This is a genomic window from Methanocalculus pumilus (assembly GCF_055382585.1).
Window position 1 is genome coordinate 616,613 of record NZ_AP042393.1, and the last position, 17,002, is coordinate 633,614.

Annotated in this window: 21 protein-coding genes; 17 read left to right on the plus strand and 4 right to left on the minus strand. The window is 50.8% G+C overall.

What is annotated here, in order from left to right; translation table 11 throughout:
- The first annotated feature begins 43 nt into the window (after positions 1 to 43).
- From galU to ACZ44I_RS03315, 8 genes are all read left to right on the plus strand, one after another.
- On the plus strand, positions 44 to 913 hold the full coding sequence (galU, locus tag ACZ44I_RS03280) for a UTP--glucose-1-phosphate uridylyltransferase GalU (RefSeq protein ID WP_464548789.1): 870 nt from the start codon (positions 44 to 46) through the stop codon (positions 911 to 913).
- Complete coding sequence (locus ACZ44I_RS03285; protein ID WP_464548787.1) at positions 910 to 1,878, plus strand: GDP-mannose 4,6-dehydratase; 969 nt, start codon at positions 910 to 912, stop codon at positions 1,876 to 1,878. The genes galU and ACZ44I_RS03285 overlap by 4 nt, the downstream gene beginning before the upstream one ends.
- A 311-nt stretch (positions 1,879 to 2,189) precedes the next feature.
- A complete protein-coding gene (locus ACZ44I_RS03290; protein WP_464548785.1) occupies positions 2,190 to 2,402 on the plus strand; it encodes a type II toxin-antitoxin system HicB family antitoxin in 213 nt (70 codons plus the stop codon).
- On the plus strand, positions 2,386 to 2,622 hold the full coding sequence (locus ACZ44I_RS03295) for a type II toxin-antitoxin system HicA family toxin (protein ID WP_464548784.1): 237 nt from the start codon (positions 2,386 to 2,388) through the stop codon (positions 2,620 to 2,622). The genes ACZ44I_RS03290 and ACZ44I_RS03295 overlap by 17 nt, the downstream gene beginning before the upstream one ends.
- A 686-nt stretch (positions 2,623 to 3,308) precedes the next feature.
- Positions 3,309 to 3,431: a hypothetical protein gene (locus ACZ44I_RS03300; protein WP_464548782.1), complete on the plus strand. Its 123-nt coding sequence runs from the start codon at positions 3,309 to 3,311 to the stop codon at positions 3,429 to 3,431.
- A complete protein-coding gene (locus ACZ44I_RS03305; RefSeq protein WP_464548781.1) occupies positions 3,428 to 4,549 on the plus strand; it encodes a PDDEXK nuclease domain-containing protein in 1,122 nt (373 codons plus the stop codon). The genes ACZ44I_RS03300 and ACZ44I_RS03305 overlap by 4 nt, the downstream gene beginning before the upstream one ends.
- Positions 4,546 to 4,791, plus strand: a complete 246-nt coding sequence (locus ACZ44I_RS03310) for a type II toxin-antitoxin system MqsA family antitoxin (RefSeq protein ID WP_292735507.1) — start codon at positions 4,546 to 4,548, stop codon at positions 4,789 to 4,791. The genes ACZ44I_RS03305 and ACZ44I_RS03310 overlap by 4 nt, the downstream gene beginning before the upstream one ends.
- A gap of 55 nt (positions 4,792 to 4,846) precedes the next feature.
- Positions 4,847 to 5,185, plus strand: a complete 339-nt coding sequence (locus tag ACZ44I_RS03315) for a hypothetical protein (RefSeq protein ID WP_464548779.1) — start codon at positions 4,847 to 4,849, stop codon at positions 5,183 to 5,185.
- 269 nt (positions 5,186 to 5,454) lie between these two features.
- Here ACZ44I_RS03315 and ACZ44I_RS03320 read toward each other — a convergent pair whose 3' ends face one another.
- Both ACZ44I_RS03320 and ACZ44I_RS03325 read right to left on the minus strand, forming a co-directional pair.
- On the minus strand, positions 5,455 to 5,826 hold the full coding sequence (locus ACZ44I_RS03320) for an asparagine synthase-related protein (protein WP_464548777.1): 372 nt from the start codon (positions 5,824 to 5,826) through the stop codon (positions 5,455 to 5,457).
- 50 nt (positions 5,827 to 5,876) lie between these two features.
- Complete coding sequence (locus ACZ44I_RS03325; RefSeq protein WP_464576575.1) at positions 5,877 to 6,992, minus strand: glycosyltransferase; 1,116 nt, start codon at positions 6,990 to 6,992, stop codon at positions 5,877 to 5,879.
- 134 nt (positions 6,993 to 7,126) lie between these two features.
- Here ACZ44I_RS03325 and ACZ44I_RS03330 point away from each other — a divergent pair, with 134 nt between their 5' ends.
- The 5 genes from ACZ44I_RS03330 (at position 7,127) to ACZ44I_RS03350 (ending at position 10,943) form a co-directional block, all read left to right on the plus strand.
- The gene (locus ACZ44I_RS03330) at positions 7,127 to 9,757 is read left to right on the plus strand and encodes an oligosaccharyl transferase, archaeosortase A system-associated (RefSeq protein WP_464548774.1); all 2,631 of its coding nucleotides are present in this window, start codon (positions 7,127 to 7,129) and stop codon (positions 9,755 to 9,757) included.
- Between the two features lie 176 nt (positions 9,758 to 9,933).
- A complete protein-coding gene (locus tag ACZ44I_RS03335) occupies positions 9,934 to 10,179 on the plus strand; it encodes a DUF4258 domain-containing protein (RefSeq protein ID WP_464548772.1) in 246 nt (81 codons plus the stop codon).
- The gene (locus tag ACZ44I_RS03340; protein WP_464548770.1) at positions 10,176 to 10,376 is read left to right on the plus strand and encodes a DUF2283 domain-containing protein; all 201 of its coding nucleotides are present in this window, start codon (positions 10,176 to 10,178) and stop codon (positions 10,374 to 10,376) included. Before ACZ44I_RS03335 ends, ACZ44I_RS03340 begins: the two co-directional genes overlap by 4 nt.
- Before the next feature lie 144 nt (positions 10,377 to 10,520).
- Positions 10,521 to 10,712: a type II toxin-antitoxin system Phd/YefM family antitoxin gene (locus ACZ44I_RS03345; RefSeq protein ID WP_464548769.1), complete on the plus strand. Its 192-nt coding sequence runs from the start codon at positions 10,521 to 10,523 to the stop codon at positions 10,710 to 10,712.
- 6 nt (positions 10,713 to 10,718) lie between these two features.
- Positions 10,719 to 10,943: a type II toxin-antitoxin system RelE family toxin gene (locus tag ACZ44I_RS03350; RefSeq protein ID WP_464548767.1), complete on the plus strand. Its 225-nt coding sequence runs from the start codon at positions 10,719 to 10,721 to the stop codon at positions 10,941 to 10,943.
- Positions 10,944 to 10,946: 3 nt separating this feature from the next.
- Here the strand turns inward: ACZ44I_RS03350 and ACZ44I_RS03355 are convergent, their stop codons facing one another.
- The gene (locus ACZ44I_RS03355) at positions 10,947 to 11,141 is read right to left on the minus strand and encodes a hypothetical protein (protein ID WP_464548765.1); all 195 of its coding nucleotides are present in this window, start codon (positions 11,139 to 11,141) and stop codon (positions 10,947 to 10,949) included.
- Positions 11,142 to 11,149: 8 nt separating this feature from the next.
- Positions 11,150 to 11,584 (minus strand): nucleotidyltransferase domain-containing protein, encoded by a 435-nt coding sequence (locus ACZ44I_RS03360; RefSeq protein WP_464548763.1) that lies wholly within the window; start codon positions 11,582 to 11,584, stop codon positions 11,150 to 11,152.
- A 97-nt stretch (positions 11,585 to 11,681) separates the two neighbouring features.
- On the opposite strand from ACZ44I_RS03360, the gene ACZ44I_RS03365 reads away from it, so the two are divergent.
- From ACZ44I_RS03365 to ACZ44I_RS03380, 4 genes are all read left to right on the plus strand, one after another.
- Positions 11,682 to 12,044, plus strand: a complete 363-nt coding sequence (locus tag ACZ44I_RS03365) for a hypothetical protein (protein ID WP_464548761.1) — start codon at positions 11,682 to 11,684, stop codon at positions 12,042 to 12,044.
- Between the two features lie 133 nt (positions 12,045 to 12,177).
- Positions 12,178 to 12,828 (plus strand): acylphosphatase, encoded by a 651-nt coding sequence (locus ACZ44I_RS03370; RefSeq protein ID WP_464548760.1) that lies wholly within the window; start codon positions 12,178 to 12,180, stop codon positions 12,826 to 12,828.
- A gap of 655 nt (positions 12,829 to 13,483) precedes the next feature.
- Positions 13,484 to 15,310, plus strand: coding sequence for an ABC transporter ATP-binding protein (locus ACZ44I_RS03375; protein WP_464548758.1), 1,827 nt, complete (start codon positions 13,484 to 13,486; stop codon positions 15,308 to 15,310).
- A gap of 186 nt (positions 15,311 to 15,496) precedes the next feature.
- A complete protein-coding gene (locus ACZ44I_RS03380) occupies positions 15,497 to 16,969 on the plus strand; it encodes a sugar phosphate nucleotidyltransferase (RefSeq protein ID WP_464548756.1) in 1,473 nt (490 codons plus the stop codon).
- Positions 16,970 to 17,002: the final 33 nt, after the last annotated feature.

Genomic DNA, 17,002 nt, shown 5'->3' on the forward strand with positions numbered 1-17,002 from the left:
TAGCTCCTGCACCTTCAGCCTATTCACCGGAGGTCTTTCTCTTATGACCGTCAAAAAAGCCGTCATCCCGGCAGCAGGACTCGGCACCCGGTTTCTTCCGGTCACGAAATCGATGCCAAAAGAGATGCTCCCGATCATCGATGTCCCGGTGATCCACTATGTCGTCCAGGAGGCGCTTGCGTCAGGGATTGACGACATCATCATCATCACCGGCCGGAGCAAGCGGGCGATCGAGGATTACTTTGATGACTCGCCGGAACTGGAGATGCATCTTGCAAAGAATCCGAAGAATGCCGGCCTGCTTTCGATGGTCCGGGATATCTCCTCGCTTGCCGATATCCATTATGTCCGGCAGAAGGAACCGCTCGGGCTCGGCGATGCAGTCCTCCGGGCCGAGAAGCATATCAGCGGCGAGCCGTTTGCAGTTCTTCTCGGTGACGATATCATCAAGAACACCACACCCTGCACCCGGCAGCTGATCGATACCCACAACCGGTACCGCTGCTCGGTGCTTGCGGTCGAGACTGTCACTGACGATATGGTCTCAAGTTACGGTATCATCAGAGGAAAGCCCCTGGAGAACTCCCTCTCGCTCTTAGAGGATATCGTGGAGAAGCCAAAGCTTGAAGATGCGCCATCACGGATGGGTGCCATCGGCCGGTATGTCTTCACGCCTGAGATCTTTGACTGCCTCCACACGACAGAGCGGGGCGTCGGCGGTGAGATCCAGCTGACCGATGCGATCCGGCTTTTGAATGGAAGGCAGAATATCTATGCATACGAGTTTTCGGGGCGGCGGTATGATACCGGGGATCGGATGGGGTACCTTGAGGCGATTATTGATGTTGCACTGGAACAGGATGATCTGCGGGAGGAGTTGATTGCGTATTTGAAAGGGGTTGTTGAAAGATGAATGATGAGATGAAAGCCCTCGTCACCGGCTGTGCCGGGTTCATCGGGAGTACGCTCACCGACCGGCTGCTGGCAGACGGCTTTGAGGTGATCGGGATCGACCGGTTCTCAGACTATTATGACCGGGAGCTGAAGGAACAGAACCTTGCCGCTGCCTGCTCCCACCCCCGGTTCACCCTCATCGAAGCGGATATTGTTGAGATGACCACCTTCCCCGCAGTCGATTATGTCTTTCATCTAGCCGCCCAGGCCGGTGTCCGGGCATCCTGGGGGAAGAGCTTTGCTATCTACACCCGCGACAACATCCAGGCGACCCAGCGGCTGCTGGATTTCTATGCAACAGATGTTGGTGCTTCTTCAAAGCTGAAGCGCTTCGTTTATTCATCCTCGTCATCAGTCTATGGTGATGTCCCGCTCCCGATGCACGAGGAGCTGATGCTCCAGCCCGTCTCCCCCTATGGTGTCTCAAAACTCGCCGCCGAGCACCTCTGTTACCTCTACTGGAAAAATTATGGGGTGCCGACCGTCTCACTCCGCTACTTCACGGTCTATGGGCCCCGACAGCGGCCCGACATGGGGATCAACAAGTTCGTGCGGGCGATTCGTGCGGGCGATCCGATCACCATCTATGGAGATGGTAGTCAGACCCGCGACTTCACCTATATCGATGATGCGGTCGAGGCGAATGTCGCGGCGGCTCTCTGTGACGCCAACAATAGTGATGTCTGTGGTGAGACCTTCAATATCGGCGGCGGCAACCGGATCAGCGTCCGGGATCTAATCGCCGCCATTGAGGGTGCAACAGGCAAAACGGCGAGGATCGAGTATGCCGAAGAGCAGAAGGGTGATGTGCAGGATACCTGGGCAGCTGCTGCGAAGGCAAAGCAGGGCCTTGGGTGGTCTGCGAAGGTGCGTATTCACGAGGGGCTCAGGCGTTATGTGGCGTGGATTGATGGCGGGCTGTAAAAAGCGGGTGCCCTGGGGCTTTTCCAGGATTTAAAGGAATTCAAGCCCTCGTTTGTTTACCATGAATTAAACCGACCCCTCGCTTCTCCGGGGGGCACCGCCTACCCTCCTACCCCCTCATTTTCCCGGAGTAGGTGACCTTTCGGCCACCAGGCGGGGGTGGTGTCGGGTTTCGTGCTTCCCCGTAGCTCTCCTCAGAGTGATGCCAGGGCACCGGGGTTTGTCGGAGAATTGAGAAGAGCGAAACAGCCATCACGGGTAGCGATACGGTTATCTTGATTTGGGATGATGCTATTCTGGTGAAGATACCTATGAAAACATTGACAGCCCTGGTTTACAAAGAGGAAGGGGTCTATGTCGCTGAGTGTCCTGAGGTTGGAACTGCCAGCCAGGGGGATACAATTGAGGAGGCAGTGGCAAACCTGAAAGAAGCTACCGAGTTGTATCTTGAAGAATGCCCTCTTGAAGCAAGGCACCGACCCATTCTCACCACATTCGAGGTGGCAGATGGGATTCAGGCTTAAACCTGTCTCGGGTGAGAAGGTAATCAAAATACTCTCAAAAGAATATGGTTTTTCGGTGAGTGGACAAGCAGGAAGCCATGTAAGGCTCTCTAAATTGACGGTTGAAGGCAAGGTAGTGACAGTTGTGCCATTACATGCTGAGCTGAGAGTGGGAACCTTACGTAATGTTCTGAAACTGGCTAAGATTGATCCAGATGACTTTGCTTATCACCTGTATTAAGTCTTAATCTCTCCCTATTTGCCCTTATATGATCCGTAAAAACGGTTTTAGCGCGCTCTGCCACCCCCCCCACGTACGAAAAGAAGAACACCACCCACCTGCAATCGCTAAAGTACTATCTCTCATACCGCACTTCTTTGGGCTTACCCTCACCCGCACCCGGTACCGGCGCCCCCCACGATTTATCCGGACCGCCCCTGCTATCCTCATTCCCCCTTCAGGTGAAGGGGGCAGGGGGTTTGCCTACAGTAAGGATGTCGTAGGACAATAATTCCTCAAAGGAAACGATCGCTGCCTGTAAGCGCTTGTCTGTGAAGGATGATCTGCCGGTATAGGCTGCCGAATTGAGATTGACTCCTCGCCCCTCCGGGGGGCACCGCCTACCACCCACCCCCTCCGGTTCCCGGGTAGGCGGCCTTCGGCCACCAGGCGGGGCTCGCCGCCCCGCCGAGAGGATAGCAGCGCTTCGCGCTTATGCTGTTGTACTGGATCGCCGTCAGATGCAGAAGGTCCTTGGAGATACCGGATCTCAGTTCATCAAGAATGGGCAAGGAGACTCCCTGCGCAATCGGGGGAGTAATTGCCTCCTCTCTGAGCATTACACTTTCGCCCTACGTTCCTCTTCTTTATAACCGGTGAGAAATAGAGTATATCTTTAATGGCACTGCGAGACATTCGGGCTGAGCGTGAAGAACCCGAATCTCCCGGAAGAGGAGCCGCTCAGAAGTCCGGAGGAGATCCTTTCCGAGATGGAGAGGCTGGACGCCGAGACGAACGCCGTGTTGAAGACAATTAAGGATCTATTATGACGGAAGATGAGAGTTCATCCCCGTCTGTCCTGTCGGGCGGGGAGTATGCCGTATGGCTTGCGGATATCAAATCGAGACTGCGTCAGGCCCAGCTTAAAGCGGCTGTCTCGATGAACACCGCCCTTTTGGAGTTCTACTGGCAGCTGGGTGCTGAGATTGTTGAAAAACAGCAGTCCGCCGCATGGGGAAGCGGATTTCTGGCCCGGCTGAGCCGTGATTTAATGAAAGAATTCCCTGAGATGAAGGGATTTTCCAAGGGGAACCTGAATTATATCCGACGGTGGTACCTGTTTTACGGTAGCGAGGTATCAAATTCAGTCACATCCTGTGACCAAGTTGAGCCGGGTGTTCTGCCTGCCGCTGCCAAAGACCAAAAAGTGGCACAGGCTGTGCCACTTTTGACGCAGATCCCGTGGGGGCATAACCGGGTGATCATTTCCAAATGCGGCTCAGTAGATGAAGCCCTCTTCTATGTCAGAAAAACGATAGAGAACAACTGGAGCAGGACTGTTTTAACGCACCAGATTGAAAGCGGTCTCTACCGACGCGACGGGAAGGCAATTTCCAATTTCTCTGCAACCCTTCCCGCACCGCAGTCTGATCTGGCACAGCAGATAATCAAAGACCCCTATAAGTTTGATTTTCTTTCCCTCTCACCTGAATATACCGAGAGAGAACTGGAACGAGGTCTTATTGAGCATATCACCCAGTTCCTGCTGGAGCTTGGGTCAGGCTTTGCCTATGTTGGGAAGCAGCGGGTGCTCACCGTTGGAGAGCGGGATTTTTTCCTTGACCTGCTCTTTTACCATACCCGGCTGCACTGCTATGTGGTCATCGAGCTGAAGACCGGAGACTTTGAGCCCGAATACGCGGGCAAGCTCAACTTCTATCTGAAGGCGGTGGATATGCAGCTGAAGACGGAAAAAGACGCACCAACGGTCGGCATCCTTCTCTGCAAGAATCATGACGCCCTTGTCGTCGAGTATGCCTTGAGCGACATCAGAAAGCCCATAGGAGTCTCGGAGTATGAGCTGGTCCATTCCCTCCCCGACGACCTGAAGGACAGTTTCCCGACGGTCGAAGAGATTGAGGAAGAGTTGAGGAGGCTTGAGGGATGAATCCTGAAAAATGCAGCTTCTGCAAAGGAACCCTTACATTAGGAACAACCGAATTTATTGCCAGGGTTCAAAATGAAGTTATTGTCATCCGGGATGTTCCAGCATATGTCTGCAGGCAGTGTGGTGAAGCATACTTTTCAGCTGAAACATCACGAAAGATCGATATCGTGATGGAAGCTGTGCATCAGGGCACCATCTGTTGCCGCCCATTAGCAGCAGGCGAGATTACCTTACCGGCATAAAGCAACACCCCCGCCCCTCCCCTGACATGATCCGGGGCAGCCCGGGGCTTCTTCTGTGTGTGGGTGGCTTCTGTTCTCGTGTCTCCCCGCCTCATATCCCTCGTCCACCCTCTTCCCCTACACATCCTGTTCCTACACCTCCTTCTACGAGCAGCTCCGGTCACTTGAGAGCTACTCTCTCATCAGGATCACCAGCGTTCAGGGGCGGGGGAAGACGAGCGCCATCACCCTCCGGTATGCGGCAGCTGACGTGAAGCGGCTCTGTGAGAGCGAGATGGAGAGGCAGGGGGTGTGCCGGGGCGATGAGGATTGCAGGAGAGATGATGCGGAGCAGGAGAGCAGATCTGGTCAGAGAGATGGGAGTTGTCTGTACCTATTTTTCTGTGAGGGATGATCTGCTGGTACAGGTGGCCGGGTCACCTATTCATGGTTATAGCCGGGGGCGTTCACTTCCATCATGCTGACCATTCAGCTGAATCGAAGGATCAGAAGTATGGATAAGAACCGACCATCTGCGTCCCCGGCTCCGGGGATGTCGAATCTCCGTTCGCCTTCGGATGTGTGGAAACAGGCTGGATGATCGGCTCTGATGTCGATCTGAACTCCATCTCCGGTATATCAGGTGTGTTTTCATCGTACGGACTTTATTCCTGCCTGTGCGTGTTAATCATGCGGGTACATGTCAATACACTGCCTGAGCCAGAGTTCGGTGCAGATGATCCGCCAGAGTTCGCCTGAATAGGATGAACGTCCATCAACGAAGTCACAGTAGCTTGCATGTACTTCATCTGCATTCCAGTAGGGGCGTGATCTGAATGAGGGGGAGGTGAGGATCTTTAAAATTTCAGGCTGCATTGCCCCCCTCATCCAGACTTCCTCCGGTGTTGAGAAGCCACGTTTGTCCATCCGGCACCTGATCGCCTCAGGCAGAAGTCCTTTTGTTGCCTTTCTCAGGATATATTTTGTAATGCCCCCCCTGATCTTCTGATCTTCAGGAATTGATGCGAGGAATTCGACAAGGCGGTAGTCGAGCAACTGGATCCTAGAATTGTTGAGATAGTCATCTCACTCTCCTCTCAAAACGGTTATTGTTTCTTTGATGTACTCTCCCATACCCGCATATCTTTCCCCAGATTCAAGAGTCCTCTGAGGAGGTATGCCTGGTTTGTTGCAAAGGATGTAATGAGATTGCTCTTCCAGAAGAGGCTGATTGCGATAAAGACAGCGATCAAGGAGATTGCAACAAGCGGGTTCATAAGGAAGAGGCCTATGATAAAAAAGGTAGATCCTGTGAAGAAGAGCGCAGGGGTCAGAAGATACATGAAGATCCTGAGTGGATAAAAGAAGCGTGAGAATGGCCGCTTCTGTTTCAGGAGATCCATATTATCAATTGTCGCTTCGATCAGGTGCGTTGCCCTTCGTGTCTTCTGACGATACTGGCTCCGGAAGTCGTCAGGAATCGTCTCATAAACAACTGCTTCTGTTTCATAGACGGCTCTGTACCCCTGGCGTATTGCTTCCAGTCCGGTATTTGCATCGTCTGCACCTCTTCTCTCATCTATACGGGGCACCAGGTCTTTCTTCAGGGCTATCAGGGCACCATTTAAGGTATAGGTCGAATCCACTGCACTCTCCCAGGCACACATCCGTCCATAGAAGTTCCTGTATGTTCCCTCTATCTTTGATGTCCGGTATGCATCACCCGGAACCGGCCTGAGATCACCACAGACTGCTGCGATCGTCTCATCACTCATGAGACGTGCGATCAGTATGCTGAGGGCGTGTTTCTCGAATATGACATCCGCATCTGTTGTCACCAGAATCTGGTGGCGTGCTGCCTGTATTGCCCTGTTGATCGTCCTGTTCGCTCCCATGCGGCTCTCATTTCTGAGGATTCTGTATTCGATCTCTTCCTCCCTGCATGCTTCTTCTGCTAATGCGGCTGTGTCATCAGATGAACAGTCGTCGACAAGGATTAATTCGTAGCTTTCGAGAGGATAATCTGATGCCCTGATGTTGGCAATCCTCTTCCTGATGACTGCTGCTTCATTATAGGCGGGGATCAGGATACTGATATCGGGGAGTTTTCCTCTCTCCGGGATGGGTTTACATCTCTTCCCGAGATGAATTCCAAAAAGAAAAATGAGATACGGAATAGCCGCAATGAGGATGAGAAAAAGACCTGTGAGCAGCAGAATCATGATCATATTCTTTCCGGTGTGATATTAAGGATATGGAAAGCAAAGACGAAAACCGGATTTGAGGTGGAATTGGTCGATACATTCGCTAATGATATCATATCTATTTATTATTCTGGGATGCATAGATTGATCTGATGCCACAGGAGTTAAATAATAATTTCAAACAACAACAGATGATCAGGTATTCTTTCATTGCCATCTGTCTGATTGCCTTCTCTCTCTTTATATTCTGGTCGCGAACACTGCCGGTTGCTGCAATCGTCACGGCTGACTGGGTGAATCTGCTTGGAAACGATCCCTGGTATAGTCTCCGGCAGATAGAACAGATCGTGACACATTTCCCATCATACTCGTGGTTTGACCCGATGACGCAGTTCCCAAATGGTCAGCAGGTTGCCTGGGGCCCTCTCTACCCGATAATGGCTGCCTTCCTCTGTATCCTGATGGGTGCATCCACCCGTCCTGAGATGATGTATGCTGCATCATTCCTCTCCCCACTGATGGCTGCTGCAATGGTTCCGGTGATGTATGGGCTTGGCGCAAAGCTTGTTGACTGGAAGACGGGACTTGTGTCTGCTGGTTTTATCTCAATTGTGGGGGGCCAGTATGCGTACCGCTCACTCTTTGGCTTTGTGGATCACCATATTGCAGAGACACTTTTTTCAGCGCTTTTCTGCTTGTGTTTTATCATAGCGTTGATGAAGCTGAAGGAGAGCGGGGTGCGCCTTACAGATCTAAAGAGCCTGAAGAATCCGGTTCTGATCTACCCGGTGCTTGCGGGTTTTGCGTTTCTTCTTGGCTTTTACAATATGTCGACAATGGTGCTCTTTGCTTTTATTGTCGCGGTATATACAACCATTCAGGCTGTTATAAACCATATCCGAAAAGAATCATCTGACTATTGTATCATTACGAATATCGTCACATTTCTTGTGGTGATTGTAGGGGTCATCCCCTTTGGTATTCAATTTTCGGGTCTCTCATTAATTACCTATACAGCAGGACATATTGTTGCATTTTTCCTTCTGATTGTCGGATCCCTTCTCCTTTTTGCGATATCCAGACTCCTTTCTGACCGCGAATGGTATTATTATCCATTATCGCTTCTTGGGGTTTTTGTCATTGCATTGGTGATCGGTTTACTTGCTCTGCCCGATCTTGTCCGTGGATATCTCGGACATTTTTCACATGTTTTTGGTATGGGGGCAGAAGTCCTGACAATCCAGGAGGCGATGCCCTGGCAGTTTGCAAATGCTGTCTCTGTCTTTTCATGGGGCTGGATCCTTGTCGCTGTTGGTATTCTGTATCTTCTGTATCGTATCTGGAAACAGAATGATGCTCCGGCACTTTTTACCTTAATCTGGTTTGCCCTGATCTTCCTTGCAACCACCCGGCAGGTTCGCTTTGAGTACTATCTGGCTGCAAATATCGCACTGATGGCCGCTCTTGCAGTCGGTGCTGCCATGCAGATCGGTGGGCGTGATCTCCTCAGGCTCACTGGATTAGAGAAGTTCCTGACACCAAAAGAGCAGGCTATACCCCCTGAGGTATCTCCTGAGGTTTCTGTGGATGGGAGAAAGAAAGGGAAGAAACAGAAGAAGCCACAGAAGATAGTCCCCAAAGCAGAAAGTACAAGCCCTCTCCGCTCCGGTCTTCTTGTTGGAACGATTATTATTGCCCTTCTTTTTACATGGTCGGGGGTATCTGCCAATATTAATCTTGGTTCAAATATCGGGGGAGGCATGAATTCTGACTGGAAAGCTGCCCTCACCTGGCTTGGCGAGGACTCACCTGACCCGGGGGTTGATTATTGTGCAACCTTTGCTGCATCGGATCGTGAAACATTCGAGTATCCTCCTGAAGCATATGGAGTGATCTCGTGGTGGGATTATGGCCACTGGATCACTTTTGTCTCAAAACGGATACCACATGCAAACCCCTTCCAGGCAGGTGCGGGCACAGCAGCTGACTTCTTCATCGAGACAGATGCTGATGCGGCATCTGCGCAGCTTGATGAACTCGGAATCCGGTACATCATCACCGACATCGAGATGACAACCGGCAAGTTCTGGGCGATGACAACCTGGCATGATCCGGTGAATGCGACTGCCCCATTCCAGAAGCGGATGCTCTATCAGGAGTCTGAGGGCTCATACTCACAGGTACAGCTCCAGCGGGAGAGCTATTTCCAGACGATGATCCAGCGGCTCCATGTCTTTGACGGATCAGCGGTTACTCCAAATGAGATACTGGTTGTACAGTCTGCACCGGCATCTTCGCTTGGGCTTGGTGCGGGCTCAACACCTGTGATCATCGGTATTGGTGAGACGAAGTCGGTCGATGAGGCATGGGCCTACATCGCCGAGTTTGAGAAGACAGCAGCTCCAAACCACAGTGCGGAGATCCTCACCCCCGAGATGTTTGTTTCTTCAACCGAGCTTGACGCCCTCCAGCGGTTCCGGCTTGTCTATGAATCACCCACAAATGTCCTGAGCGGCGGCGATATCCGCTACGTGAAGATCTTCGAGTTTGTTCCCGGTGCAACAGTGCAGGGTGAGGGAATGATCGAGGTGCCGATCAAGACAAACACCGGAAGGACATTCACGTACCGCCAGGAGAGCCGGGACGGAGTCTTTGTGCTGCCATATCCGACCGAGGCCGGGCCAAATGATGTGGTTGTTGCGACAGGGCCGTACCGGATTGTAGAGACGGGGCAGGAGATTTCTGTGCCGTACCAGGCGGTGATGGAAGGGATGAGGATCTGAAAGAGGGGCTCTCCCAATTTTTTCAGGGTAAGAAAGGTGGTTAGGTTTATCCGTCCTCGATTCTACGATATTGTCAATGGAGGCTTATGATGATCTGTGCGTGGATCGATGAATGGCACTGATCGAGAAGGAAATGGGAACCGTTATACATATCATAAAAATCGCTATTGTTTATTATGGTTGACAACCAGATATTCTCAAAGCATGCTAAATCCATGATGCATGAGCGGATGATTCAAGAAGAATGGGTGTTGAATACCTTACTCTTTCCCGATAGAGTTGAAGAAAGAAGGGAGGATGAGGTGCATTATCTTAAAGAGATTCCAAATGCAAAGGGAAAAGTACTTCGGGTCATTATAAATCCTAAGTTATCTCCCCATCGTGTTATTACACTATTCTTTGACAGGAGGGATGCGCAATGAAAGTAACAATCGACAAAGAGGCTGATGCTATATATATGCGACTGTCTGATGCCATCATTAAGGATTCAGAAGAGATCAAGCCGGGTGTCATCCTCGATTACGATGATGAGAATAATCTGATCGGAATAGAGATCCTCAATATCTCTGAGCGTGTGCCTTCCGCCACACTAGCATCGGTTCAGCTGGAAACTGCATAAATCTACCCCTCTCTTCTCTTTACTGGGAGTGGTTGGATGCAGGTAGAAGTTGATTTACTGTGTTCATGATGGGTATGTCACCCCTCAGATTCCTGCGGAATGTGGCGATTGTCAGCACTTATATAATTCCCGAATCCTACTTACATGAAGAGGGAAACAACGATGGGTGCAGTCAAAGAACAGTTTATTGTTGATGAGCGGGGAGATCGTATTGCAGTCATCCTGCCTCTTGAAGAGTACGAGCAGTTGCAGGAAGATCTCCACGATCTTGCTGTGGTGGCAGAGAGAAGAACTGAATCGACAATCACACTTGAAGAACTGAAAAAGCGGCTCTGAATCGTAATGGGACTGTATGAAATTCTCTTAAAGAAAAGTGTTGAGAAAGATATAGCGAGTGTACCACGCAAGAGTATATCACGAATCCTGAATGCGATCGAAGACCTTAAGCGAAACCCGATGCCACACAGTTCCCGCAAGCTCAGCGGTTCGGTATCCCTTTATCGGATCCGGGTTGGTGAGTATCGCATACTTTATGAAGTATGTCCTGAAAGAAACAGGTTACTATAGTCTTTATCCGTCATCGCCGCACTGCATACCGCGATTTCTGATGCAAGCTTCGATGCGTTTGTATATCCCATCTTTCATCAGGCCCATGTCAAGAAAATCTTCAAAGGATCTTGGCAGATGTTTCTTCACAAGCAGTACGCTCCCCTCCATTTCGATGAGTTTTGTCCGTATCAGTGTGTCCCTGACAGTACCACTCATTTCTCCCCTCATACCATCGCCTCTTTTCCGATATAGTCGTAGAAACGGTGTTTGAAGATATCAAATTCTTTGATCGTGTGATACGCTATGTCATATACAAAACGCATATCCTTTGCATAGAGGAGGCGGCCTTTGATAACCTCAATTCTGATGTAGAGCGGGAGGTGTGAAAAGATCTGGATATCAAACCGCGAATCAGAGAGCTCTTTTATACATGCAAACCGGAATCGTTCGGCCTGATTTGTATCTCCATCATACCAGAGGCAGAGATCGATATCCGAATCATCCCTTGCCTGCCCTGCTACAACTGATCCATAGAGGAAGATGAACCTGACGCGATCAAAGCCATCGATAGCTTCTATGCGTTTGACAGCTTCGCGTGCCTGGTCTTCTGTGGGGGGGGCATGTCCGATCTCATATGTACAATGGGCATTCATCATCATATGTATTGGTTTTGGATGGGTGGTGGATATGTTGGAGAAGACTTTGGAATGAATCGAAGAGTACTCATATGATACAATCCCAGTTCTGGTACCAGACATGCAGCAGATTAATCATCAGAATTATGATCTCGTCTTCAAAGAGGCCTTCTCTCTCTTTGAGATCCGCTTCCTGGACTTTCTTGGGATTGATCTTCCACATATCACCGGGTTTATGGAGACGGAAATTCCAGAGGTGGAGACACATGATGACATGATGGATCTCACCTTCCGGCTGGAAGATAACACCATCCTCCATCTGGAAGAAGAGACTCACCTATCACGGGATGATCTCGTCCGTTTTGCACATTATGATCTCCGGCTCTACAACCGGTGTAAGACGATGATCCATACGATTGTGCTGACCCCCTTCACCGGGTCGAAGGGTGTACAAAGTATAAATACCGGGAGTTTACGATCATAGCAGCAGAAAGCCAACGACTTTATTCGTGGGAGTATGTCAGATGAAGACGTGGTCAATAACGTGCTGGCCGTGATGTGAAGCCATCTTGTGTGTGATAGAAAAGCCTTTGAGTTATGAAAACTCAATGCTGATTATGGATTCTCATACCTTCTCCAGATATTCAATACAGGTTTCAGGAGCGGTACAGAGGGTTGGCTATCGGCATATTGTTCAGAATATTGCCCGAAAATTACATATTACCGGGTATATCGAGAACCTTGAAGGATATGATGTGCATATCATAGCAGAGGGGCGTGTAGACGATCTTGATGCATTTATCCAGGCTATCAGGAATGTGGAATATCCGGTAGAAATTGAAGAGATTTGTACCGTGAAGGAAGATTATAAAGGAGAATATTCTTATTTCACGGTAATCAGAGGCTCTCCGGAAGAAGAACTTGCAGAGAGATTTGATACTGCAATTGCTATCTTTTCACGGATGGAGAGGAAACAGGATATCTCCCTTGAGAAGCACGATACATCCATTTCATTGCAGGGAAAGACGATCGATCTGCAGGAGAAGACGATCGGCTTACAAGAAAAGACGATTGGCCTTCAGGAGAAGACGAACAGCCTACAAGAAAAGACGATCGGTCTGCAGATAGAGACGCTCACCGAAGTGAAAGGAATGAGAAGTGATCTCGATAACCATCTCAATAAGGAGATCTCTGAGATGCGTATGGAATTAAAGGAGATCAGGACGGCATTGATAAATTATGGAATTATGAATGCGGCAAAGTCCTGAGAATAATACAATAATCTCTCACCTTATCTCTCCAGGCGAAAAACACTCCTCAATGCCCCTGCCTTTTCCTGCTCCAGTGAAGGGGATCCTCATGGCCAACCGAACGGGGCTCGCCGCCCCGCCGAGAGGATGGAAGCGTTCCCGCGCCCCAACTCCTGTTATTGGGTCTCTCCCTAACCAACTACAGTTTCTCATTCACTGTCGCTTGTGTGCAAAGGGATCTGCTGTGAGGATGACACCACAATATCCAGCTGACATTTGCTCAAGAATCAAAGAATTTGGTGATCAGAAATTTGGAGAAGAGTCGATATATTGAGGTTGCCAGAAAACTCGGCAGACCAATTCCCGAGGAAATTACCGATCCGTCGCACGCAGAGAATGCCGGAATCTAATCCTTGACAATCTAATCCCCTCATCAGATTTCCTGAGTATAGGGCCGGACTGTTTTGCTCGCAATACTATCGCAGGCTAGCCTGTCACCTGAGGAATTCCGGAAATTGTTATATAAGAACCAGCATTGAAGCTTCTTTTCGGATTCGGTAAAGATTGTGCACCCTGCCCGGATCCGGATGATTGATCAGACTCTCTCTTCCATTCAATCGAATACTACATACGTCTGTCCGTCAAACACTGAGGAATTAATCGGGGATCATCCGTGTCGACCATCAGAAATGCAATCAACATCCTCTACTACCTCTTCGCCCCCTTCAAAAAGATGCTTGCACTGTATCTTCTGGCAGTCATCGCACTGGCGGGACTGGAAGTATTCCGGGTCTCACTCGTCTACCCGATCATCAATTACGGGCTAGATGTTGAGAACCAGCACCGGCTGCTTGATACGTTCTTTGATCTGATCCTTCCATCATCGGTGCATCCTTTCCTTGCATCGGCACTGCTGCTCCTTTTAACAACCGCATTCATCGCCGTATTTTATGGGGTCGTTGCCTACTCGGGGGCCTATGTCTTTGCAGCGGTGCGGGATTCGCTTGACCGGCGGATCTTCTATCGCCTGATGGGTAATGATTACAGTTATTTTGCAGCAAAGAAACAGGGGGATCTGCTGTATATCGGGCAGGGGGCGGTGACAGAGTCCGGCCTGGCGATTAACCAGTTCATGGAGTTTGTCAAGAACTCCCTGATGGCACTGCTGTACTTCCTGTTTATCATCTATCTCTCCTTCTGGCTCTCGATAGCACTGGTGATTCTCGGAGTGATCTATGCATATCTTATCAGGCAGCAGCTCTTTACCCGTCTCTACCGGAACAGTTCAGCATTGAATACCGCACTTATGCAGAAGTCGGTTGCCTACCAGGAGTTCATCTCCGGGATCAAGACGATCTTTATCACGGGATCGCATTCTTTCTGGGCTGAAAAATATGATGCTGCTGTTTCAAAGCTCAGGCAGGCATACACCTTTGTGACAGCCCTTGGAAAGCTTCCATCCATCATCAATGATTTTCTGATGTTCTCGGTGATTGCAATTGGTGCTCTTGTCCTCTATATCTCAACAGGCGGGGATTTCCTCTCGTATATTGGTCTCTTTGGAACATTCATGCTCGCGTTATATCGCCTCGTGCCAACAGCAAGCCAGGCACAGACTAATCTCACCTCAATGGTTCAGTACCTGCCTGCCCTTGAGCTCGTGCATGCTGAACTCATTCAGGAAGAGAGTGAGCGGGAGAAGAAGAGGGGGCGGGGCGGTGGCCTCCCCTTCTCTTTTGAGAGATCGATTGCATTTGAAGGGGTAACATTCCGGTACCCGGATGCGGCCGGGGATACGATTTGTGATCTCTCGTTTGCAATTGAAAAGAATACCTCGGTTGCCATCGTCGGAGACTCCGGATCCGGCAAGACCACGATCGCCAACCTCCTTGCTCTCCTGTACTCTCCTGATTCCGGCAGGATCGCAATTGACGGGGTGGATATCAACGAATTCGACCCCACAAGCTATCTCCGGTCACTCGGGTACATCGGCCAGGAGACCTTCATCTACAATGATTCGATCAAGGAGAATATCCGGTTTGGCCTCGACTGCACCGATGAGGAGATCATCGCAGCAGCAAAACGTGCCGATGCACATGAATTCATCATGCGATCTGATCATGGCTATGATACGATCATCGGCGACCAGGGGATGAAGCTCTCCGGCGGTCAGCGGCAGCGGGTCGCGATCGCCCGGATCATTCTGCGGGAACCGGAGATCCTGCTGCTGGATGAAGCCACGAGCTCGCTTGATAATATCTCCGAGAAGCGGATCATCGAATCTGTCAAGCGGCTTTCTGAGAATATGACGGTGATCACGATCGCCCACCGTTTATCGACGATCCAGGATGCCCATGTCATCCATGTTCTGAAGGCAGGAAGGATTGTGGAGAGCGGGAGTCATGAGGAGTTGTTGGAGATGAAGGGGGAGTATTATCGGTTGTACCTGGGGCAGGAGGAGAAGGAGAGTGGGGAAGAGTCTGGGGATGAAGAGGAGTGATCGGAGAGGTTCTTTGTGTGGTGTTTTCTGGGGATACAGAATCTTATCAAAGCACTTATCCTCCTCTTTGCCCATAGTATGTGAGTGAGATTATCAGCGTATGATTCTGTATGGTTGTGATGGATGTGATGCTTGTGATGGGTGTGTTTGTTTGTTGCTCATAGGGATCCAGAGTTGTATTATCTCATGAAAACCCTCATCCTCGCCGGTGGTAGCGGCACCCGCCTCTTCCCCCTCTCCCGCGAGCAGTTCCCCAAACAGTTCATCAGGCTCTTCAACGGGGAGTCTCTCTTCCAGAAGACGGTGAAGCGGCAGCTGCTTCTCTCTGCGGCAACAGACATCACCATCATCACAAACCGCGATCACCAGTTCCTGATCCGCGATCAGCTCGCCGATATCGGGTGCGACTGCCCGGTTCTCACCGAACCTGTGGGGAAGAATACGCTCCCTGCGATCTACTACGGAGTGAAGGTGCTTGTTGAGAGTTGTAGAGACGCAACTGATGATCGTATCGCGGTCGTCTCCTCCGATCACCTGATCGAACCCGATGATGCGTTCCTTGCTGCTTTCCATGCAGCCGCCCGCCTGGCAGATCGGTATCTTGTCGTCTTCGGGGTGCGTCCGGGATCCCCTCATACCGGGTACGGGTACATCCGCCCCGGCTCCCCGCTTGGTGATGACGGGTATCTCGTCGATTCCTTTGTAGAGAAGCCGGATCGTGAGACTGCCGGGGAGTACTGTGCCTCGGGATACCTCTGGAACAGCGGGATGTTCGTCTTCACCCCCTCCCTCTTCCTCTCCGAGGCAGAGAAGTATGCCGGCGAGGTTGTTTCTGCTTTTTCAGATCTTTTGGTTGATGAGGCATATGCGAAGGTACCGAAGATCTCAATCGACTACGGCATCATGGAGAAGACAGATCGTGCCGCAGTTGTTCCCTTCTCATCAGGATGGAATGATCTCGGCACCTTCGATGCCCTCTATGACGCGTTCCCAAAGAATGGAGATCAGAATGCTGTCCGGGGCGAGCATCTCGGGATCAAGTCAGAACGGAACCTGATCATCGGCAACCGGCTGATCGCGACCGTCGGCATCTCCAATCTTGCGATCATCGAGACAAAAGACGCAATCCTCGTTGCCGCCCGCGACCAGGCACAACATGTCGGTGATATCGCAAAAGAGCTGAAGGAGCAGGGGGACGAGCGTGCCCTCCACCACATGCAGGTTCACCGCCCCTGGGGGTCCTATACGACGCTCGAAGATGGGGATGCCGAACATGCTCACGAAGCCAGCAGGAGTGGCGGCGGCACAGGCGACAGCAGAATCGAGGGGAATTCCGCCGGGACACCCGTTAGCAAAGGCGACAGCGGTGGTACCTACAAGATCAAGCGTGTCTCGGTTCAGCCGGGTCGCCGCCTCTCGCTCCAGATGCACCATCACCGGAGCGAGCACTGGGTCGTCGTCAAGGGAACCGCCGAGGTGACGATCGGCACAGAGACTTTCCTCCTGAAGAACGGCGAATCCACCTATGTCCCTGCAGGCACGGTGCACCGGCTCGCCAATCCGGGGCTCCTGCCACTTGAATTGATCGAGGTGCAGATCGGGGAGTATACGGGTGAAGACGATATTGTCAGGTTTGAGGATGATTTTGATAGGGTGTAAGATTATATCTTTAGCATAGGGATCTCATGATCT